The organism is Wolbachia endosymbiont of Atemnus politus, assembly GCF_013309895.1.
On sequence record NZ_JAAXCS010000009.1, the window covers coordinates 1 to 22,274 of the forward strand.

The window sequence follows — 22,274 nt, forward strand, 5'->3', positions numbered from 1 at the left end:
AACATAACTAACTGGCATTCAGGTTTTTTCAAACCACAGAAACAGAACCCTTGACAACCCCTTCAATATCATTATAATGAAAATGAAGCTAATTATTTATCTTCAGTCTGTGCAGATGAAACGACAAAAATCTTACGTATTTGGCGTACCATTGTTTAATTTTTTGCACTATGTGCACCTCGTGTTTTTTACATTATTGTCTAAATTACCAACTATTGCTGTGAATTGCGCCTATATGGGCACTTAAAAACATTAAAAAACGCCAATTTATAAAATAGATAGTGAATAACTAACTAACGGGGATTCTTTTGTCTTTTTTTCTGCTTTAGTAAACTTTTTAACGTTTATAATTTAGACCAGTTGTGATATAAAGCGGCTGAGTCGGGGTTTTGAGCAATTAGAATAAAAAAACGCCAATATTTTGAGGCACATATAAATAGCTAGCGAATCACGGGGATTCTTTTGCCTTTTTTTTCGTTTGGTAAATTTCTTAAATATTTATAGCTAGTTGCAATTTATGAACGAACATTTGTTTTTACCACAAATGGAGTCATTCCAGCGCTGGAATCCAGACAAAATTTTATGAACATAGAAAGTATTAATTTAAAACACAACATTTTAATTATTATGGAAACCAGTACTGGGATGACACCGTCCTCCAGTACTTAAATGACAAGAAAGGGGCTACTTGGATGACAGGAGAAGGATGAATGGAATGAGATCCCAGTACTTGGATGATTGGAGAGGAGGACTGGGATAAGGGGCTACTGGGATGACAAGAAATTGGCTAAACCTGGCTCTTATCAAAAGTATCAAAAAAACTTGTTTTTTTGATGTGAACTATATATATTTTTAATAAATTCAGAGTTGTATAAAATGAAGAGCTTAAAGGAATTATCCTTAAGAATTAAGAACATTAGATCTGTACAGAAAACTACGAAGATAATGCAAATGGTTTCTGCGGCAAACTATTGCAGAGCCAAAAAAAGTTATCAAATTCAAAATTATATATATATAAGCTGCATAGCATTATTTCTTCACTAACATTATCTGCTGATCCGGAATCACTGGCAAAAAATTTAAATACTGATAATGACGATTTCTACCTAGTATTCATTATTGCATCCGATCGTGGCTTGTGCGGCAACTTTAATTCTTCTATTGTTAAATCTAGTCAAGAGTATATAAATAAATTAACCACAAATGGCAAAAGTGTAGATATTATATTCCTTGGTAAAAAAGCCTTCGATATAGGTAAAAATAGATTTGAATCCAAAAGTATTTTAAAAATTGAAAACAGTAATGTAATCACGCTAAAACACGTAGAAGCCTTAGTTGATAGTATGGAACTCAGTAAATACAATAAGTTATAGTTTTCTACAACAAGTTTTATAATACCTTCACACAAAAACCAACGTTGGAAACAATAAAGCCATGGAGTAAAGACTCACCCTTGATTGATCGTTCTCTGGCTATTTCAACAGATCACGGCTATGAATATGAACCACAAAATACTAAGTTTATTTTACGATCTTTGATTCAAGATTACGTTGTAGCTGCTCTTTACTCTGCTTTACTTGAGAGCGCAGTAAGTGAGAATAGTGCTAGAATGGTTGCTATGGAATCCGCAAATAGGAACACTAAAAAATGCTAAATAAGCTAGCACTGCTTTATAACCGTTCTCGCCAAGCAGCAATTACTTGATCGAAGTGATAGGTGGTGCAGAATCTTCATAAGAAATCTAAGGAATAAAAAATGAATATACTAAATATTGCAGCAGACATTATCAAACTAATAAAAAAGCAAAACCAAGATGCAGAAGTTACGATATATGAAACTAATAAAATTTCAGTTTCTCAACAGCTATAAAAAATTTAGCAAATATCACAATCTAAGAATAGCACAATAGGAATTAGAGCTATAGCAGGCAAAACTAAAGCTGCGTATGTTTCTACGAATGATTTAAACAACCTTGGTGATACGGTGAGCCAGGTAACAGAAATGACAAAGAATGCACCAGAAGATCCTTACATTAATTTTGCTGTAGGTGGAGATAATTATACCTCCATTATACCATATCATACATGCTTTCAATTCAATTTCTTTAGACGTTTTAGATGGTCTCTAAACCTTTACTTTCTTATATTATATATTCCTTTAACTAGCAATATTCAGTAAAGTTAGATATGTAAATATACTCCCCCCTATCCAGTATGCATAAACTGTGATCAAGTGGCACTTCTAGCCACGAAATATTAATAAAATATTATTGAAGGCAAATATTTTTAAGACCTTCACACCCATGGCGGAGAACAATATCGAGGTCAACGAAATTAATTCCCGCCATATCAATTTGTTCGCAAATAATTATACCTCTTTTGGAGATTTAGGTATCTTAGATAATAATGTTAAAACTATCGATAATTTAAAAGAAATTGCTGAAGCTACAGAAAATTCAGCTCTTGTGCATAAAAATATCATTAATTCCGAAGGAGCCTCTTCTTCACATACTTTAGTAAATACAGTATTATCTACTGTTTCTGGTTTTATTGGCTCATTCAGCAAACCAATCTTTACTAATCAGGTTTCTGTTGTTGCTGGAAAAGAAAGCGAGATGAAGGTTGGTTACGACTATGATATTGCATGTAACTTCAGCGATTTAAAATCGCCAGAGTTAATAGGAAAAGAAGCAGCAAAAAGAGCAAAAGACCAATTGAGTTCACGCACAGTTAAAACTGGTAAATTTCCAGTTATCTTTTAGAAGAGAGCAGCAAAAGAGCTACTGAAAAGTTTTGCTTCTTCTATAAATGGCAGGAGCATTGTAAATAATAGCTCTTTCTTGTGAAATAGTGTAAATACTCAGATCTTTAGTGATAGAATCAGCATTATTGATGACCCATTGCTACCAAAGGGCATAGAATCAAGGCCATTTGATGGAGAAGGAATAACCAGCAGTAAAAATACATTTATAAAGAGCGGAGTACTACAAAACTGGATTTTAGATTTATACTCGGCTAAAAAATTACACTTGGAAACAACTGGAAACGCAGCTCGTACAAGTAATGCTGCAATTATTCCTGCGGCTAGTAATCTCTATATCGAAAATGGCAGTATATCATTTGAAGAATTAATTGACGAAGTAAAAGAGGGGGTATATATAACTGATTTATTTGGTTTCGGTGTTAATTTAATCAATGGTGATTACAGTCAAGGTGCTTCAGGGTTTTTATAGAAAATGGAAAAATAACGTATCCAATACACGAGATTACTGTTGCCAGCAATTTAAAAGACATGTTTTGTTACTTAGTTGTTGCAAATGATTTAACTTTCTGTGGGCAATTTAATTCACCAACGGTAAAAATTGGTGAAATTACTTGTTGACAAATACAATAATTGTGTATTATGACCATATAATGTAGGATAGACTATGGAGTATAGAAGTTTTGTGTCAATAGCTAAGCTTCGGGTGTCCCCAATTGTAATGCTAAAGTTTTTCATCACATTATTAGTTAATAGTTTTAGGAGTTGTTAAAATGGAATTTGGTAATATCAAGTGGTTTAATGCTGAAAAGAGTTACGGTTTTATTAAGCCAGAGGCTTAGGGAAACGATGTTTTCGTACATATCAGTACGCTAGAGCGTTCTGGAATAAGACCTGATGCACTCAGAGGAGAAAACAAGGAGAAGGAATAAAAGAAGAGAGAGTAAGCTATGAGCTCAAAGTAGAGCGCGATAGAAATGGAGAAGAAAAAAATCTGCAATAAACTTGAAGTTGCTAGAAGGTTAATCGCTTTTTATGGTAAAAGTTTTTGTGAGCAGCTTTCATGAAATGGATCTTCCAGTTTTGCTCAAGCAAGTTCAAGACAAACATAATCTTTTCATTCCAACTCCGATTCAAGAACAGGCAATTCTCTTAGCTCCACAAGGTAAAGATATTCTTGGGTCTGCTCAAACTGGAACTGGAAAAACTTTAGCCTCTGCTATTCCGTTGGTTGCCAAACTGTTAGAAAAGTCTAATGCTAGTTCAACTTTAGTCATTGTGCCAACTCGAGAGCTTGCGCAGTAGGTAACGAATGAAATAAGAAAGCTCTTGCCTCAAAATTCTATGTTAAAAATTGCCTTATTATTTGGTGGTGAGCCTATTTTCAAGCAGCTAAATCAGCTTCAAAAGAAGCCGCGAATTGTAATAGGCACTCCTGGTCGTATTATAGACCATATCGAACGCAAATCTTTGATGACTCACAATGTTAGCACCCTTGTACTTGATGAAATAGATCGTATGTTTTACATGGGCTTTGGAGTTCTAATTGAAGAGATTATTAAATCTCTCCCGAAGATGCGGCAAACCCTCATGTTTTCTGCAACTCTTCCTAATGATATAGTTAAGCTCGCTGAGAAATATCTCAATCAGCCAGAACGTGTCTCTATTGAGTATGAAGTTACAATTTTTACAAAATCAAGCAAGATATTGTTTATGCATCAGAGCCAGAAAAAGATGGCAAACTTATTACACAAATATGTCAACGTGAAGGACCAATTATTATTTTTGTCAAAACAAAGCAAGGAGCAGATCATCTGGCTAACAAATTGCGCAAAGATAACTATAGCGCCTTAGCAATTCATGGTGATTTAAGGCAGCATAAACGTGAAAGGGTAATCAATTCTTTTCGTCATGCCCGTAATCAAATCATTGTTGCAACAGATGTCGCCTCTCGTGGTCTTGATTTCAACACGTTATCAATTATGATGTACCACAATCACAAGCTGACTATATCCATCACATAGGCAGGATTGCACGCGCTGGAGCTAAAGGATATGTATTATCTTTTATCACGCCTCAAGATAAGAAAAGTCTGCCTGCACTTTCCTCAAAAATAGGGGAGCGAAATTTTGATTGTAATGCGCAATTTAGAAAATGCAGCAGTAAAAAGACCTTTAGAAAGTCAAACGTATTGAAAATTAAATATGGTAAGAAAAAGATCAATAATTTTAAAGAGAAAAGCAGAGCGCTACAAAAGTACGCTCTTCTGTCTTTTAGAAATTCAAATATAAAAATTGTTTTGAAAAGTAGCTAGATATCTGAGAGTGAATAAAAATCTTAACTATTCTCAATAGATACCTAAAAATTTTGAATTTTTTGAAGGCCCTATCCAAGTATAATTCTTGCATAACTTAAGGTATTATGCTATTATTAAAGCAGTATTGTGGAATAAACACATAGTGAGGTTAGTTCAAATCTAATGCAATTAAGTTTAATAATAAAAGAAGCTTTATAGCCTAGTCATTCTCAAGAGTATATAGTAGAGTAGATATATTATGTCAACAAATTTGTTAAAGCAGAACTAAAAAGAAAAACAGCATAACTGTTTTAAGAGAATATTACCAGGATGAATGGGAATTTTACAATCTCTAAGAGACTTAATGAATGATGAAGATTGTTAGCAGCTTGCGGCGATAAGATGTAGGGTTGAATTGCCTTGTTTAGTTTAGGTCATACAAGAAGTCTATTGTATTTTAAGGAAAAATTCATAATCTCTGAATACACTTTTAGTTGTGGAAAAAAACATTCTTAAGGATTGTATTTAACTTAAATTCTGGTAAAATGGCTTTGTTGGGATATGAATTAAAATTTTTACAAATGTATTATTGTGATGTCTAGTAATATATCTCAAAATGCATCTGAAGTAGATACGTCAAGTAACATATATACCTATAAGGAACTTAATGTAGATAAGCTTAAGCATGAGTATGAAATTACAGTCAGTAGTGAATATATAGAACAAAAAATGAGTTCTAGATTACAAGAAATAGCAAAAAGCGTAAAATTGCCTGGATTTAGGTCTGGAAATACGCCTAACGATCTTGTTGCTACTAATTATAAAAGCGAAGCTTTAGAATATGTGGTAAGCAGTACGATTGACTATTGCTCGAGTGATTTGATGAAAAAATTGAGGTTAAATTTTTCATTTATCCTAAGGTTGATATTATATCATTACCAGATCTGGACAAAAAGGATGAGATGGGTAATCTTTTGAATCGATGCCAGAAGTACCAACAATAGATCTTGATAAAATAAGTTTGAAGAGAGTTGAGGCAAAAATCGAAGGGGAAGACATAAAGGAATTTTTTGACTCTATAAAGACAAAATTTCCTAATTTTGTCTCTGTTGATGATACCTCCCATCAAGCGAAAAATGGGGATAAAATGATAATTGACTTTGAAGGGCGGATTAGGAACAAGATTTTTAAAAGTGGAAGTAACATGAACTTTAAGGTTACTTTAGGATCTGGCACATTTATTAGTGGTTTTGAGGACCAATTGATTGACATGAAAAAAGGAGAAACAAAAGGCTTTGAGTTGAAATTTCCTGAAGGCTACCAGGTAATTTCTCTTGCGGGACAGGAGGCTAATTTTTCTGTTCGAGTTAATGATATTCAAGTTGCCGAAGATTTTGAAAGTGATGATGATGTAGCTAAGAGAATTGGGTTTGAAGATTATTCGTTGCTAAAAGATCATACAAAAGAAATGATCGGTGGTCAGTGTAAAGAAATGAGATATCTCTGGAGCTATTTGATTGTTTAGATGCTAGTTATAGCTTTGACTTACCTACAGACGTGGTAAATCAAGAACAACAGAGGGTGAAAAGGGAATTGAACTACAAAGATGACTCTTATAAGGAAGCTGAAAGGCGTGTAAAGCTTGCAATGTTGTTTATGAAGTTTAATACAGAACATAAAATATCATTAAAATAAAATGATATTTTGAGTGTTATTATAGATCAGTATGTCAGTAAAAATGTGCCGTTTGATAAAGTAATGAAGCATTTTAAGTCAGACAGGCAGTTTCAAGAGTTAGTTCGAGGATAAGCTCTTGAGTATAAAGTTACAGATTATATAATAGAAAGGTTAATAAAGAAGAGCAGATTGTTTCTGTGAAAGAGTTAAAGGAATTATTTGATAATATTTAGTAGGAAAGGATATGACTCTTATACCAAGTGTAATTGAGCAAACTAGTCGTGGTGAACGTGCTTATGATATATATTCAAGGTTAGTAAAAGAGAGAATAATTTTTGTAACTGGTCCTATTGAAGATAACATGGCCAGCGTGATTGTAGCACAGCTTTTATTTTTATAATCGGAAACCCTGATCAAGACATTTATATGTATATTAACTCACCAGGTGGTGTTGTAACTGCTGGTTTATCGGTCTATGATACGATTCAGTATATAAAGTCAGATGTCTCAACTTTATGTATAGGTCAAGTCGCATCAATGGGATCTCTGTTACTTGCAGCTGGTGCAAAAGGTAAACGTTACTCTCTGCCTCATTCAAGAATTATGATACATCAGCCATCCGGTGGTTTTCAGGGCCAGGCAACTGATATAGAAACACATGCTAATGAAATTTTGCGAGTTAAGAGAAAGCTAAATTATATTTATGAAAAACATACTGGAAATTCACTAAATAAAATTGACGGGATGATGGAAGGAGATAAATTCTTGGATCCTGAGGAGGCAAAGAAAATTGGCTTGGTTGATAGAGTATTAGCTGAACGCAGAGATATTAAGATTGAAAGTATTAGAGTTGAATAAAAGGTGAGTTAATGGGCAACAATGAGGATTTACACCACTGTTGTTTTTGCAACAAGGCACAAAACGAAGTAGATAAGTTAATAACTAATTCTTCGGATGGTTTGAAAGTGTTTATTTGCAATGAGTGCATAGAGTTATCTCATAAAGCAATAAGTCAGAAGAAAGGTGTGTCTTTTAATTCAGATAACATGTCTGATATAAGGTTATTACTAAAGAAGCCTGAAGATATAAAAAGTTTTCTTAGCAAGCATGTTGTTGGTCAAGAACACGCACAGCATGTTTTGTCTGTGGCAACCATTATAACCATTGTCAATCCATGGCACAATTTCACTCTATAAGTGATGTTGAAATCGAGAAATCTAATGTAATGCTAATTGGTCCAACTGGTTCTGGTAAAACTTTGTTAGCTAAAACACTTGCTAAAGTCTCAGATGTACCGTTTGCTATGGCTGATGCAACGACTTTGACTGAAGCAGGTTATATAGGTGATGATGTGGAAAGCGTGTTGTCACGTCTATTGCCAGCTGCAAATTATGATGTTGCAAAGATACAGCGTGGTATAGTGTTTATAGATGAAATAGATAAAATCACGAGAAAATCTGAAGGCACTTCGATAACGCGTGACGTTTCAGGTGAGGGAGTTTAGCAAGCTCTGCTTAAGATTATGGAAGGGACAGTTGCTTACGTTCCACCACAGGGAGGGCGAAAACACCCACAACAAGAATTCGTACAAGTGGATACTAATAATATACTATTTATTTATGGAGGAGCTTTCGAAGGTTTAAATAAGATCATTGAAGCAGGAAAGAAGGGAACATCGGTCGGCTTTGGAGCAGATATCAGTCAATCTAAAGAGCAAAGAAAAAAGAATGTTTTACATGATGTTCAACCTGAAGATTTGATCAAGTTTGGTTTAATACCGGAGTTTGTAGGGCGGGTTCCAATAACTGCTGTTTTAGATGAGTTAGATCATGAAGATTTAGTACATGTGTTGATACAAGGCATTACTTGCATTTAGCAAGGTAAACCTTGCGTTTTCAGATGAAGCAATATCGGCTATTGTTGAAAATGCTATGAGTTATAAAACAGGTGCAAGAATGTTACGTGCTATTTTAGAGTCACTCTTGCTTGACGTTATGTATACAGCTCGAAACGAAGGTTTTGAAGGTAGTACAATAATAATCACTAAGGAAATGGTGAAATTAGAAAAAGCAGTAATTAACTGTGACAACAAAAGGGGCGTTATAACAGTTAATGATTAATTTGAGGCGTGTACTATGAACATTGAAGATATGGACTCTGGTTTTGCTACATTACCAGTATTATCTTTGAGAGATGTAGTAGTTTTTCCAAGTGTAGTGGTATCTTTATTTATAGGTAGAGAAAAATCTATTAATGTACTGAAGTATGCAATTAGTAATAGTAGCCGTAAAAATGAGATTTTTCTTGTGACGCAGCGAGATGGCTCTATTGATAATCCTGAGCCACAGGATCTTTATGAAGTGGGTGTGTTGGCAAATATTGTACAACCATTAATAGAATTACCCGACAATGCAGTAAAAGTTGTAATCCAAGGAGTAAGTAGAAAAAGAATAATAGAGTATATCAGCCTCATAAAAACTCTATTACAAGCTATGGTTGAATTAGATAGTCATTATGAATCTGAAGAAAGTGGGGATAATGTTGATCTGGAATCTGTAAGGCGATCTGTTATAGGTATATTTGATAACTGGTGTAAACTAAACAGGAAAAATCAGCCTGAGGTTATTGTTAGCCCCATTGATCCAATCAAGGAAATTAACCAGCTTGTAGACACAATAGCTTCATGTTTAAATATAAAAGCATCAGATAAACAAAGTATACTTGAGACTTATAGCTCTTGAGAACGTTTAAGGAAAACTTTTACTTTTAATGAGAGGGAAACAAGTATTTTGGATGCACACAACCATTTATATAAACAATTAAATCACAGGTTGAAAGTACTCAGAAAGCTTACTACCTTAACGAACAATTAAAAGCCATACAGAAAGAATTAGGCGAATTTGAGAATGGGGAGGAGGAAAATATATTAAATGAATTTGAGAGCAAAATAAATGGAACAAAGCTTTCTCTGGAGGCAAGGGAGAAAGCTATAACTGAGTTGAAGAGATATAAGAAAATGAATCCCATTTCTCCTGAAGCTACAGTTATATCTAATTACCTGTATTGGTTGCTTGATCTGCCATGGGGAAAATACCAGGATGCAAAAATTGATTTCAATGCGGCAAAATAATCTTAGATGTATAATCATTATGGCATAGAGAAAGTAAAAGATAGAATAATAGAGTTTTTGGCAGTATTAAAGAGAGTAAGAGAGATAAAAGGTCCTATACTTTGCTTAGTTGTCCCACCTGGCGTTGGTAAAACTTTTTTAGCTAAGTCTATGGCAAGGACGGTAGGGAGAGATTTTGTTCGCATAGCTCTTGGTGGTGTGCGTGATGAGTCTGAAATACGTGACCATAGAAAAACTTATATTGGCTCAATGCCTGGCAAAATCATTCAACACATGAAAAAAGTTAATTCATGCAACCCACTCTTTTTACTTGATGAAATAGATAAAATGGGTTCTGATTCGCGTGGTGATCCTGCATCTGCGTTCCTTGAGGTTTTAGACACTGAACACAATAAGCATTTTACAGACCATTACTTAGATGTTGAGTTTGATCTTTCAAGTGTAATGTTTGTAGCTGCAGCAAATAGCTTAAATTTGCCACATCCTTTACGTGATAGGATGGAAATTATACAATTGTCTGGTTATACTGAAGATGAAAATATTAATATTGCTAAATATCATCTAATCTCAAAATTAAAGAAAGAACATGGTTTACGTCAGGAAGAGTGGAATATAACTAACGATGCGCTATATGAGTTGATACGTTTATACACACGTGAAAGTGGCGTTCGCAGCATGGAAAGGGAGCTTGCAATGCTCATGAGAAAAGCAGTTAAAAAATATTGACTGATAAAAATAAGAAAATATCCGTAGGGGTTGACAATTTGCAATATTATTTAGGGGTACGAAAATATACCCCCGGTATTGCAGAAAATGATAGTTTAGTAGGAGTAGTAACTGGACTTGCCTACACTGAAACAGGTGGTGATATTTTAATGATAGAGACAGTCCTGATTCCAGGTAAAGGAGAAATAAAATATACAGGAAAACTCGGAGAGGTTATACAAGAATCTATAAAGGCTGCGTATAGTTATATTCGATCAAATTGTCTGTTTTTGGCATAAAACCTGAAAAATTTCTAAATAATGATATACATTTGCATATATCTGAAGGTGCTGTACCAAAGGATGGACCTTCTGCTGGCGGCGCAGTATGTATGTCTATCGTTTCTCTTATGACAAATACCAGTAAATATAAAATAAGCCAGTAAAAAATACCAGTAAAAAATATACCAGTTAACAAAGGTGTTGCTATGACGGGTGAAGTAACATTGCGTGGTAGAGTTTTAGCTATTGGAGGCTTGAGAGAAAAATTACTTGCAGCACTCAGAGGATCAATCAAGACTGTGATTATACCTAGCGAAAATGAAAAGGATATGCAAGAAATTCCAGCAAATATTTAGGAAAAGGTCAACGTAGTTTTTGTCTAGAACATTGATGAAGTTATAAAAATTGCTTTGGTACAACATAATATTCCAATCAAGAGCGATAGTGTAGACAGTGGACCATCTGCCTTAATAAAAAATAAAGACGATACTTCTCCTGAGTTAGAAACACTAAAGCACTAAAATATATTTAAGTTCGTTGGGTGGTAAAATAAAGTAGATAGCTGAAAAATCACTTGACAACCCCCGCCAATCCCCTTACAATAACAGTGAAGCTAATTATTTATCTTCACTGTACAGATTAAATGACAAAAAATGACAAAAAAACTTATGTATCTGGCGTCTCATGTTTAATTTTTTGCACTATGTGCACCTCATGTCTTTTACATTGTTGTCTACATTACTAACTAGTGCTGTGAATTATATGAGATAAAAAGACCAGTTGGCACCAGATAATATTTTATTGAAGGGAGCTTTCAAAATTAATTATTGGTAAGTTATTTAGTAGAATAATTTTAGTTTTTATTTAGATTTTTTAGGTTGAAAAAGAAAACCATTTGTGTTTTTGAAAGCTCCCTTCAATAAAATATTATCTGGTGCCAACTGGTCTTTTTATCTCATATAATCCATCAATATGCACCTTTCCTGGAATAAGTGCTGTGAATTGCCCCTATTTGGGCGCTTAAAAAGATTTAAAATCGCCAGCTGATAAAATGATAGTGAATAACTAGCTGCTCTAGGTTTCTTTTGTCTTTTTTTCTGTTTAGTAAATTTCTTAACGCTGACAATTTAGACTAATTATAGCTCAAAGGCAACTGAGTCGCAGTTATTAGACATTTAGAATAAAAAAGCGCCAAGTTAAATGTAAATAACTAGCCACCCACGGGGATTCTTTGCCTTTTTTCTCCATTTATAAATTTCTTAATATTTATATCTACTGTCATTACGCTAACAGACTGCGGCAGTATGACGCAGAGCTATAGATGACAGAGCTTTAAAAATAAGTTATTTTTTTATTTTTTAATGAAAACATGGGTAATAAAATTGCACCTTCTATACTTTCAGCAGACTTTGCAAAATTAGGGGAAGAAGTAAGAAAAATTAGCGATTTAGATGTGGATTACATACACATAGACGCTATGAATGGGAATTTCGTTCCAAATATTACAATTGGTCCAAATGTTGTCTCTGCAATACGTAAATATAGCAATCATCCATTTGATGTGCACTTAATGATTAAATCTCCTCCTGACCATATTGAAAGCTTTATAAATGCTGGTGCTGATATTATCACTATACATGCAGAAGCAGAGATGCACCTTGAGAGACTGTTAAGAAGGATAAAGTCATACAAAAACGATACAAAAAAAGCAATTCAAGTTGGGGTTTCAATCGTTCCTTCAACTCCTCCAAGTATATTGTGCTCATTATGACAGTCAACCCTGGATTTGGAGGACAGGAATTTATCCACTCACAACTAAGCAAAATATCTGTTGTGAAGAAAATGATACAAGAACGTGGTCTTAAAACACAAATTTCAGTAGATGGTGGAGTGAGTCCCCTAAACGCAGCTAATATAATAAAAGCTGGTGCAGATATATTAGTTGCTGGGTCGGCAATATTTAGAGCAGAAAATATGAAAAAGGCTGTCAACGATCTTAAAAACCTGCTGTAATCCTATAGCCTCTAGTTGAGACTCAGATGGATCAAGGTATCCTTTCAGCAGAGTGGCAAAATTGGTAGATAAGGAACATAGGAACAAATGGTGTCATGTTAGTGCTGGCATTTAGTCTTTCCATAATCACCAAAATGTTGTAGTTTAACATAAAATAGCTACTTTCATATTTACCAACTTAATAAAATTCCTGGATCCCAGTACTTGGATGACAAGAAAGGGAGCATAGGAATATATTTGCATATTAACCATGCATCTGCAATGCAAAATCTTAATTAAAACCAGATGACGAGTCATCATTACCAAAATTGGGTCTATTATTTCTATTACTGAAGCCAGAACGAGGACGAGTAGGTCTCTTACGGTGACCAGGTTTTTTATTAAATGGACTATTATGATAATCCCTCTCTTTTGAGCCATCTTTTTTATCCTCATTGTAAAGTTCACCTTCAAAGAATTCACCTGTTTCTTGATCAACGCGACACCTCGACAATTTTGGGCATCCGTCTTTTTCAAAATCAATTACCAACGCTTTGAAAGTATCACCCTGTTTAAGTATGTCCTCATAGATTCTATATGCTGATTAGCTACCTCACTTATATGCATTTTTCTATTTCTTCCAGTGTGGAATTCAGGCTCTACAATAGACTTCTCTATTTTTACAACTTGAGCATCAACTATTGTACCCTGCTCTAGTTCTGTTATTGAATCAATCATCATATTCTTTGCAATTTCAGCTTCGGTGCTACTCGTAGCAAACACAGAAACTTTGCCATCATCTCCTATTTCAATTTTTGCATTACTTCTTTCACACACATTGCGTATATTTTTTCCTTTAGTGCCAATAGCTGCAGAAATTTTATTTTTATCTATGTAAAATGATATCATTCTTGGTGCATGACTTTTTACATCATCGCTATGTTCTGAAATCACTGCATTCATTTTTTTCTAGGATGTGTAATCTTCCAGCCTTTGCTTGTTCCAAAGACTTTTCAACAATTTCAAAGCTTATGCCAAAATTTTCATATCCATTTGTAATGCCGTAATTCATTCACTAGTTCCTGCTACTTTGAAGTCCATGTCGTCAAGATAATCTTCATCACTCAGTATATCGGAAAGTATTATATACTCATTTTTATCTTTAATGAGGCCCATAGCAATTCCAGCAACGGGAGCCTTTATTGGTACACCTGTGTTCATTAAGGCAAGAGAAGTTCCGCAAACTGTTGCCATGGAAGAAGAGCCTTCTGATTCCATAATTTCGGATGCTACTCTTATTATATAAAGAAATTCAGATTTATCAGGTAAAACGGGGTGAATTGCTTTCCAAGCAAGTTTACCATGACCGATTTCTTCTTCTTCCTGGTGCACGTATAGCAGAAGCTTTTCCAAAGGCAAATGAAGGGAAATTGTAATGCAACATAAAATGCTCACGTCTATCTCCTTCAATGTCATCTACAAACAACCAGTGCTTGGGTGCTACCTCTTGTAAACAGTGCAGAACCATGGGTTCTGGCTAAAATATCAACTTCAATTTCTATCTGGCGTATTTCATCGTGCTTACGACCGTCTATTCTCGTATCATTCTTTTTAAATTTCTCACGTACCAAGGACCTTTCAGAGCTTTTTATTGCATATGTAATTAATTTCTTATCTTTTCCAGCTTCTTTAAGGGTGTTTGATATATCACCTCTGAGCGCTTTTAAAGTTCTAGTCCGCTCTTGTTTTACTGTTTGTGAGTGCGCTTTTTCATAGACTTTACTGTGCTTTTCAAGACCTTGCATTATATCTGACATATCAACAGAAGCAAAACTCTCAGTTTTATTACCATTTGTGTCAGCAAACTCTTTTTTAAGCTTAATAACAGGTTGAAGGTGTTCATGGCCAAATTTTATTGCGCTTAAAACATTTTCTTCAGAAAGTTCCTTCACTTCTGATTCAACCATCAAAATTGAATGCTCGTCACCAGATAGAAGCAGCTCTAAGTTGCTTACTTTCATCTCTTGAACAGAGGGGTTGAGTATATAGTTATTATTTTCATCACAACCAACCAAAGCTCCAGCTATGGTAGAGTAAAAAGGAACACCGGAAAATTTGTAAGAGCTGCAACAGTACCAATCAATGGTGGTACTTCAGGGGAATTGACCGTATCATAAGTTAATAAATTACACACCAGGCTGAATTCATCGTAAAAACCTTCCGGAAATAGCGGTCTTATACTTCTATCTATTGCTCTTGATATTGTTCTGAATTATCTGGGTGTTAATTAACAAATTAATTAAGACAGTACTCAGGGTTCGTAAGGGATTCAGCTGCACTTTTATTTGCAGTACTAAACATAAAATTAGTAAATATAATTAAAATAAAGAGAATAAAAAGTTAATAATAAAATAAAAAAAAGGGCCCGAGTAATTAAAAATAAAAGAATTTACAGAATAATTACAGTACCTTGTTCGTGCTAGCACCCAGTAGACTTGGATTCACACAAGGATGGCCAAGCATTCCAGCAGCTCTAATGGTTCCAATAATCGCCGCAAACGCCGTCAACAAAGGGGAGATTCCACGTGGCCCGGCACAATCCAGCGAGCCAATTCCAGGCAAACAACCGCCAGCATAGATTCTCTCATACACTGTCCCAAAGTTGACATCCGCAGCCCTTTTAAAACCTTGACGAATTTTCTGGACGATTCGAGTGTTTTCTCAATGACGTCACTCCTCTGGCCCCGCCCTCAGAGTGTTCTTAGCCAATGGTAGGCGAGTTCTAGAAGGATCTGGAAAGCCATGGCAATGACGTCACCTCGCCCCCAACTTTGGAATGCCAGCCGCCTGGGGGAGGGGGAGAGAGGGGAAATTCTAAAAGAATGTCTTCTTTCTAGAAACAAGGATCGCGTCAGTTCACTACTTTCCAGCGAAAGGGTTAACAAAAGTAACAGATAAGTTTGGTCTTAAAGACAATACAAAGTCTTTGGTGGGCTATTTAAACAAGCTATCTGAGAAGGCAGTCAAGCACAGTATAAAAATAGCTGACTTTATTTACACAACTTTGAGCTATGCTGTCAATGCTGTCATCTGGGCTGCTGCACTCGTTGTTACACCACTAATCTGGGCTGTTGATAAAGTGTCAAGTAAGTTTAGTGAATCAAATACTGAAGCTGTTAATCCTAATGGAAAGGCTCCTGCACAATAACTAATCTGCTCTGTAAATGCCCATGACTAAAGTAATGGGCTTGTGTATTTAAAGGTTGATAAAGCTCAAACTAACTGATAAGTTCTTAATACAGTTATTGTTGAGAATCAAATGTTAAAACCTACACATTTCTCTTATTTTTCCAAGAAAGCTTTGCCTTGGCTTGGGGCTGCGTGTTTCGTATGTTTTTTAGTTGGAATATTCTTAGCTTTATTTTTCTCTCCGGAGGATTATAAACAGGTAGAAATTGTACGAATTATGTATCTTCACGTACCATCTGCATGGCTTTCTCTGGGAATATGTGGACTCATTGCATCACTCAGCTTCATTTCATTAGTGTGGAATAATAGCATTGCTAGTCTTTTGGCACATGCTGCTGCTCCTGTAGGGACAGTCTTTTCTGCAATATGCTTAATCACAGGCAGCATCTGGGGAAAAGGAACCTGGGGCACTTGGTGGGTATGGGATGCAAGGCTCACTTCGATGTTGATTGTATTTTTCCAATACGTTGGCTACCTTGCGCTGTGGAGTGCTTTTGATAATAAAGAAAGATCTAAAAAATCAGCAGCAGTATTTGCCATCTTTAGTGCTGTAAATATCCCTATAGTAAAATTTTCCGTGAACTTGTGGGCTACTCTCCATCAGCCAGCAAGCATCTTTATAAAAGGTGGAGTAGAAATATAAGGTCCCATACTGTTGCCATTGATTATAATGTTTATGTTTTGCACCACATTTTTTTTGGTCGTGTGGACACTCTAATACATATTCACTTTACTTGATTAATTTGTGTAAGATAAAGAGAGAAATTGGCGTGAGGTATTAGACCCACTACAATTGCGTCATTGCCTGACTTAGGCGGCTTTGTGTAAATACTTTTCTTATTGAAAAATTCAGAAAAATGTTGTATAATTATTATATTATAGACTTTATTAAAACTTATGGCAGATTTAAGAGTTAACATAACTCTCAATCTCGAAATTTCAAAGTATCTTGTTGAGTTGGCTAGAATAAAAAACCAGCCCGTTCAAGATCTAGCACAAGAGCTAATGCAAGAAGCGATCGAAATTGAGAAGGAAGATATGGCACTAGCTGAGCTTGCTACTAAACGCTCAGGTGCAGAAAGAGTTAAGCTTGAAAATGTTAAGTGGGAATAAAGCCCTACAAAATCGAATTTCTAAAAAATGTTATCGAAACGGATCTTCCAGCTCTTCCAAAAACAATAAGGTTAAGAGTTGAAAAAGCCATAAAAGTGCGTCTCATAGTTAATCCTGATAAAATAGGAAAGATGTTTGTCATATAAATTTAAAGGATCTCGTAGAATGCGAGTAGGTGATTACCATGTGATTCATGAAATAGATAATCTAGAATATATAGTAGTAATTAGTGCAATAAGACATAGGAAAGATAGTTACTAGTATAACTCCTATACATACATCTTTCCTTATTGAAAAATTCAAAAAAATGCTGTATACTAGCTATAGTAGCAGGCTTCGGACAGCAAATTCAAACACATAAAAATGGTGCGTTTTAACATAACTTTTATTCTCACCTACTTGATAAAATTCCTGGATTCCAGCCCTTCCTGTCATCCAAGTAGCCCCTTTCTTTTCATCCCAATCCTCCTCTCCTGTCATCCCAGTAGCCCCCTATCCCAGTCCGCCTCTCCTGTCATCCCAGTGCGTGACACTGAGATCCAGGAAAAAAGAAAATAGATCCCGCTAGCGGGATGACGGTAGCTACAAACATTAAGAAATTTACCAAATCGAAAAAATGGCAAAGAATCCCTGGTTATTGTTTATACTCAGTATCGGCGTTCTTTTAGTCTTAAACACTGCAATTTAGCTACTTTTAAGTGCAACTAACCTTAGCTTTAATGTTTAAGAAATTCACTAAACAGAAAAAAAGGCAAAAGAAACCTAGGGCAGCTAGTATTCAAATTCTCCCTTGTTCTATTTGACGTTCTATACTGTCTTAAACAGCGCGTTTCAGCTTGAAAACCAAGAAGTTATATGAAGACATGGAGTGCACATATTGCAAAAATTTAAACATGAGACGCCAAATACAAAGTTTCCTTTGTCGATATAATATGCAGATTGCGAAGATAAATCAATAGCTTCATTGTCATTATAATGAGATTGAAGGTGGTTGTTAAGGAATTTCTTACAACAATCATATGCTGAATTTTAGTTAATTTAACCACTGTTTTAAATTATTCTTTATAGTATCCGTTTTACACGTCGCACTACCGTGCCCCGTAATTATCAATAAACACCTATTCCCTGCTCGATAATTCTTAATAATAAAATCCATCAACCTATAGGAAGCATACTCTATATTATAGTCATGTAGGTCGAGTTTATCACTTATAGAATATTTACCCCTATCAACCTTTGATTTTGTGTTGTAGTCAAGGCAAAATAATAAGTTACCATTATTAGTATAGAGAAAATTTTCTTGTAAGTTATAAGTACCTTTGTCTGCTATAGACCTTACATTCACCTTATGATCAACTTTTAAAGTCACTTTCTTACATTTTATTGGCCTAACATTTTTTTGCCAGTTTAACTCATCACCGGACATAAACGCATTGATTAATTAAGTTTTATAATTTTACAACAATATCTAAACGTAGTAGAATGTCGCTTATTTTACAAAGGCCGACAATACAATGAAACCATCAAAAACTAATGAGAATTTTTGGCTGTATGGAAAGCACACTGCATTTCAGCACTGACGAATAAAAATAGGCAGTGTATAGAACTGTTAGTAACAGAAAATTTTTATAAAGAACATGAAAAAGAAGTTAGGCAATACATAGACAGCAATTAGTAGAAAATAAAACATTCAACAATGTTTTACCAAAAAAGCGTCAACCATCAAGGAGTTGCTTTAAAAGTTGCTTCTATTCTTTACAGCATCGAAGAAATAGCTGAAGACAGCTCTACTATAGTCATTTTAGATCAAGTAACTGATACGCACAACAGAGGGTCAATTTTAAGAACTTCAGCTTGTTTTAATGTCGATGCATTTGTTTTACCATACAACCATTTACCAAACGAAAATGCATCTATTGCAAAAGCAGCAAGCGGAGCATTAGATATTGTCCCACTAATATATGCTACAAACGTAGTAAAAACTCTGGAGTATTTAAAAAAGGTCGGCTACTGGTGTTACGGATTTGATGGCAATGCTAAAGAGAGCATGGAGGAAATAAAGAGCTTTGGGGAAAAAATAGTGATCATCTTTGGTTCTGATGAGAAAGGAATGCGGAGGTTAGTTAAAGAAAATTGCGATTATCTTGTAAAAATACCAATGTCAAATGCAATTGATAGCTTAAACGTTTCAAATGCAGCAGCAATAGGACTATATTCCATCTACACTAAAACACTGTATATTAGTTGCAATAAAAAGTGATTTTTTGCTTGATAAAGATGCAGTTTTGAATTATAATGTTGCTAAGGTATAAAAGGAGTTATATTTATGTCTTACATGAGAAATGAACAAGATATTAGTTCGCAAGGCGTTTATTATAGTGCTGGACTCAGAAGATATCTAATTAAAGTATATAATTATATGGCTTTGGGCATTACAGGGTTTGTTGCGTTCTTAACGGTATTTTCTGGTCTTTTTCAAGTGATCTATTCCAATCCCGTTCCCGTATCACTTGTAATGTTCTCTCCAGTTGCATTGGTGTTTTACATGTCTTTTAGGCTTCAACACCCAAGTGCTCAATCTACAGTGACTATATTTTTCTTATTTTCAGTCTTAATGGGACTCTCCTTATCTTACATTTTTATAGTTTATACTGCAGAAAATATAGCAAGGGCATTTTTCATTACATCTATCATGTTTGGTTCTATGGCTTTATATGGCAATAGCACAAAAATAAATCTGAGCAGTATCGGCTCCTTTTTAATTATGGGAATCTGGGGGTTAATTATTGCATCTAGAGTTAATTTATTCCTTAGAAGTAGTCCCCTTTATTTTGCGATATCGTTCATATCGGTAATAGTGTTTACTTTAATGACTGCATACGACGCTCAGAGAATCAAGGATGTTTATTATAGGTATAATGATGGCTCAGAAGTTGCAACCACTAAGTTGGCTATACTTGGTGCATCTAACCTTTATTTTGACTTTATTAACATATTCCTCAATTTACTCAGGTTACTTAACTTGTTTAACAATAGAGATTAGATGTTCTCTTTTTAAGGGTAAATAGTAAAAATTCTATAGTTTTCTTTTTAATATCTTTAGAGATATTGATGTTATGCCTTGCATATACATCGGTACCACTATATAGCATTTTCTGTAAAGCTACTGGGTATGGCGGCACAACAAGAAAAGTAACTAACACAACGACAAATATAACCAATCAAAAATCAGAGATCATTTCAATGCCGATGTAATGCCAAATTTACCTTGTGAGTTTAACTCAGAAACTAATTACATTGATACAAACATAGGAGAACAAAGTTTAGCTTTTTATTATGCAAAGAATCTATCTGATCAGCCTTCATTTGGAATGGCAGTGTATAACGTTACCCCTTTTAAAGCAGGCAAATATTTCAATAAAGTTGCATGCTTTTGCTTTGAAAAACAAAAACTGCTGCCAAAACAAAAGGCAGCCATGCCAGTATACGTTTTTTAAGCTTAAATAGTAGGAAATGTGAGTCTTTTATTACTAGAAAAAGCCGTAAATCTCATCTTTTCAAACGTATATATAAGTTGTGAATGTATAATTGATAAAAATTACGATTTGTGTGGTGAGTGTAACAAAAAAATCAATTTTTTAACCAAACAATTACTGCAATGTCTGTGGTGTGGTAATTTCAGATAACATTTATATATACGTGTGGTAAGTACATTGCCAGTCCCTCACCGTTTAAAGTGTTAAGATCAGTTTTTGCTTACGATCATCATAGTAAAAATATGATCATAAATTTTAAATTTTTTGATAATTTAAACTATGTAAAAACTTAGGTGAAGTGGATGTACCAAGCTAATCGGGATGCATTCCAAGATGCAGAGATTATAATTCCTATACCGCTTCATAAAATGGGCTTGCTTAAGCGTAAATACAATCAAGCAGCATTGCTCGCGAGGGAACTCAGCAAGTTACCCAACTTATTTTACGCACCATTTGCAATAAAGCGCCTTCGCCACACCACGCCTCAAGCTGGTCTTTCAATTAAACAGCGCGAGAAAAATTTAAAAAAGGCTTTTAAAACAAGCAACAAAAAAATTATCAAAAATAAAATCGTAATACTGGTTGATGACGTGGTAACAACTGGAGCAACTGTAATGTCCTGCTCTCAAGAAATTTTAAATTCTGGCGCAAGGGCAATGAGAGTGCTTTCACTTGCAAGAACGGTGAATGATTGTGAAAATCAACATGTTAAAACGTGATTTTCAATAACCTCAACATCACTGAATCCAAGAGTTTGGCCGCTCACGATTTGGGATTTTTCATGTCCTTTTCCTGCAACCAGCAGAATCATATCTTCGTAATAGGCAATACCCATACCTTTCTCTATAGCTTCTTTTCTATTCCCTATCTCTAATGCATCAGAACAATGAAGTAAAATATCATGGCGAATTTTTGCTGGATCTTCATCACGGGGATTATCATCTGTAACTATCACTCTGTCTGCATATATTTGTGCTATTTTACCCATTTCTGCACGTTTTGTTTGATCACGATTTCCACCACAACCAAAAACTAGAACTAGTTTTTGGTTGAAGTGCCATTTCAAAGACAATAAAGCGTGTTTAAGTGCATTTGGAGTGCGCGCGTAATCCACAAATGCAAAAGGTCTCACTTTTTTCATTCTTCCCGATGGAGAAATAAGCTTACCTATACACATTCTTTGATAGTCCACCCCAGACGAAATAACTATACCGATCGCACACAACAGATTATATGCTTGAAATTGCCCTAAAATTTGAAAAAATGCATTATTAACTTTACCACCAATTTTAATTGTAAGGCCATTGGAGGTGGGTATCTGCTTTAACAAAACAATATCGGAACCTTTTTTCCATTGGTGATAATTTTGTTAGTAGTATAGGAAATGTTACGTACTACGCCACTTTTACATTGAAAAAACCCCATTTTGAGCCCCAAAGGTGGATACCTAGGGTGGATACCTACGGCGTCTCTGATTGGCTGTTAGGAGCAGACTCCCCTGTCTGGCGGATACCTACGACGTCTCTGATTGGCTG

Annotated in this window: 8 protein-coding genes and 17 pseudogenes; 20 read left to right on the plus strand and 5 right to left on the minus strand. The window is 34.9% G+C overall.

Translation table 11 applies throughout. From position 1 onward, the window contains the following. Positions 1-876 precede the first annotated feature (876 nt). The 11 pseudogenes from atpG to rpe all read left to right on the plus strand — a co-directional run bounded on the left by atpG (position 877) and on the right by rpe (position 12,862). A pseudogene (atpG, locus tag HET73_RS01230) lies at positions 877-1,736 on the plus strand (ATP synthase F1 subunit gamma). A gap of 19 nt (positions 1,737-1,755) precedes the next feature. Beyond that, positions 1,756-2,067, plus strand: a pseudogene (locus HET73_RS09305) (PmbA/TldA family metallopeptidase); the annotation flags it as partial. Positions 2,068-2,362: 295 nt separating this feature from the next. Then, positions 2,363-3,381: pseudogene (locus HET73_RS09310) on the plus strand (TldD/PmbA family protein); the annotation flags it as partial. A 152-nt stretch (positions 3,382-3,533) separates the two neighbouring features. Then, positions 3,534-3,786, plus strand: a pseudogene (locus tag HET73_RS09315) (cold-shock protein). A 42-nt stretch (positions 3,787-3,828) separates the two neighbouring features. Further along, a pseudogene (locus tag HET73_RS10055) lies at positions 3,829-4,614 on the plus strand (DEAD/DEAH box helicase). Then, positions 4,542-5,074, plus strand: a pseudogene (locus HET73_RS10060) (helicase-related protein). The pseudogenes HET73_RS10055 and HET73_RS10060 overlap by 73 nt, the downstream one beginning before the upstream one ends. 576 nt (positions 5,075-5,650) lie before the next feature. Next, positions 5,651-6,966: pseudogene (gene tig, locus HET73_RS01255) on the plus strand (trigger factor). An 11-nt stretch (positions 6,967-6,977) separates the two neighbouring features. Continuing rightward, a pseudogene (locus tag HET73_RS01260) lies at positions 6,978-7,591 on the plus strand (ATP-dependent Clp protease proteolytic subunit). A gap of 11 nt (positions 7,592-7,602) precedes the next feature. Beyond that, a pseudogene (clpX, locus tag HET73_RS01265) lies at positions 7,603-8,853 on the plus strand (ATP-dependent Clp protease ATP-binding subunit ClpX). Positions 8,854-8,868: 15 nt separating this feature from the next. Further along, positions 8,869-11,370: pseudogene (gene lon / locus HET73_RS01270) on the plus strand (endopeptidase La). Positions 11,371-12,218: 848 nt separating this feature from the next. Beyond that, a pseudogene (gene rpe / locus HET73_RS01275) lies at positions 12,219-12,862 on the plus strand (ribulose-phosphate 3-epimerase). Positions 12,863-13,133: 271 nt separating this feature from the next. Here the strand turns inward: rpe and pnp are convergent. Together pnp and HET73_RS01285 are read right to left on the minus strand one after the other, a co-directional pair. Next, positions 13,134-15,104, minus strand: a pseudogene (pnp, locus tag HET73_RS01280) (polyribonucleotide nucleotidyltransferase); the annotation flags it as partial. Positions 15,105-15,301: 197 nt separating this feature from the next. Beyond that, complete coding sequence (locus tag HET73_RS01285; protein ID WP_174133904.1) at positions 15,302-15,493, minus strand: hypothetical protein; 192 nt, start codon at positions 15,491-15,493, stop codon at positions 15,302-15,304. A gap of 334 nt (positions 15,494-15,827) precedes the next feature. On the opposite strand from HET73_RS01285, the gene HET73_RS01290 reads away from it, so the two are divergent. The 5 genes and pseudogenes from HET73_RS01290 (at position 15,828) to HET73_RS07785 (ending at position 17,464) form a co-directional block, all read left to right on the plus strand. Further along, positions 15,828-16,049 (plus strand): hypothetical protein, encoded by a 222-nt coding sequence (locus HET73_RS01290; protein ID WP_174133905.1) that lies wholly within the window; start codon positions 15,828-15,830, stop codon positions 16,047-16,049. Between the two features lie 111 nt (positions 16,050-16,160). Then, positions 16,161-16,872, plus strand: a pseudogene (ccmC, locus tag HET73_RS01295) (heme ABC transporter permease CcmC). A 115-nt stretch (positions 16,873-16,987) separates the two neighbouring features. After that, a complete protein-coding gene (locus HET73_RS01300) occupies positions 16,988-17,203 on the plus strand; it encodes a hypothetical protein (RefSeq protein WP_174133906.1) in 216 nt (71 codons plus the stop codon). Continuing rightward, positions 17,194-17,349 (plus strand): hypothetical protein, encoded by a 156-nt coding sequence (locus HET73_RS07780; protein WP_246209705.1) that lies wholly within the window; start codon positions 17,194-17,196, stop codon positions 17,347-17,349. Before HET73_RS01300 ends, HET73_RS07780 begins: the two co-directional genes overlap by 10 nt. Before the next feature lie 19 nt (positions 17,350-17,368). Then, positions 17,369-17,464: a type II toxin-antitoxin system RelE family toxin gene (locus tag HET73_RS07785; protein WP_246209708.1), complete on the plus strand. Its 96-nt coding sequence runs from the start codon at positions 17,369-17,371 to the stop codon at positions 17,462-17,464. A gap of 60 nt (positions 17,465-17,524) precedes the next feature. Here HET73_RS07785 and HET73_RS01310 read toward each other — a convergent pair whose 3' ends face one another. Next, positions 17,525-17,683 (minus strand): hypothetical protein, encoded by a 159-nt coding sequence (locus tag HET73_RS01310; protein WP_174133231.1) that lies wholly within the window; start codon positions 17,681-17,683, stop codon positions 17,525-17,527. A gap of 553 nt (positions 17,684-18,236) precedes the next feature. Further along, complete coding sequence (locus HET73_RS01315; RefSeq protein ID WP_246209718.1) at positions 18,237-18,629, minus strand: Smr/MutS family protein; 393 nt, start codon at positions 18,627-18,629, stop codon at positions 18,237-18,239. Positions 18,630-18,717: 88 nt separating this feature from the next. On the opposite strand from HET73_RS01315, the pseudogene rlmB reads away from it, so the two are divergent. The 4 genes and pseudogenes from rlmB to HET73_RS09325 all read left to right on the plus strand — a co-directional run bounded on the left by rlmB (position 18,718) and on the right by HET73_RS09325 (position 21,458). Then, a pseudogene (gene rlmB, locus HET73_RS01320) lies at positions 18,718-19,463 on the plus strand (23S rRNA (guanosine(2251)-2'-O)-methyltransferase RlmB). A 66-nt stretch (positions 19,464-19,529) separates the two neighbouring features. Continuing rightward, positions 19,530-20,246 (plus strand): Bax inhibitor-1/YccA family protein, encoded by a 717-nt coding sequence (locus HET73_RS01325; RefSeq protein WP_174133230.1) that lies wholly within the window; start codon positions 19,530-19,532, stop codon positions 20,244-20,246. Between the two features lie 68 nt (positions 20,247-20,314). After that, positions 20,315-20,688 (plus strand): annotated as a pseudogene (locus tag HET73_RS01330) (cytochrome c oxidase assembly protein); the annotation flags it as partial. Between the two features lie 30 nt (positions 20,689-20,718). After that, positions 20,719-21,458, plus strand: a pseudogene (locus HET73_RS09325) (double zinc ribbon domain-containing protein). On the opposite strand, the pseudogene HET73_RS01340 reads toward HET73_RS09325, so the two are convergent. Continuing rightward, positions 21,440-22,110, minus strand: a pseudogene (locus HET73_RS01340) (glutamate ligase domain-containing protein); the annotation flags it as partial. The pseudogenes HET73_RS09325 and HET73_RS01340 overlap by 19 nt on opposite strands. Between the last annotated feature and the right edge of the window lie 164 nt (positions 22,111-22,274).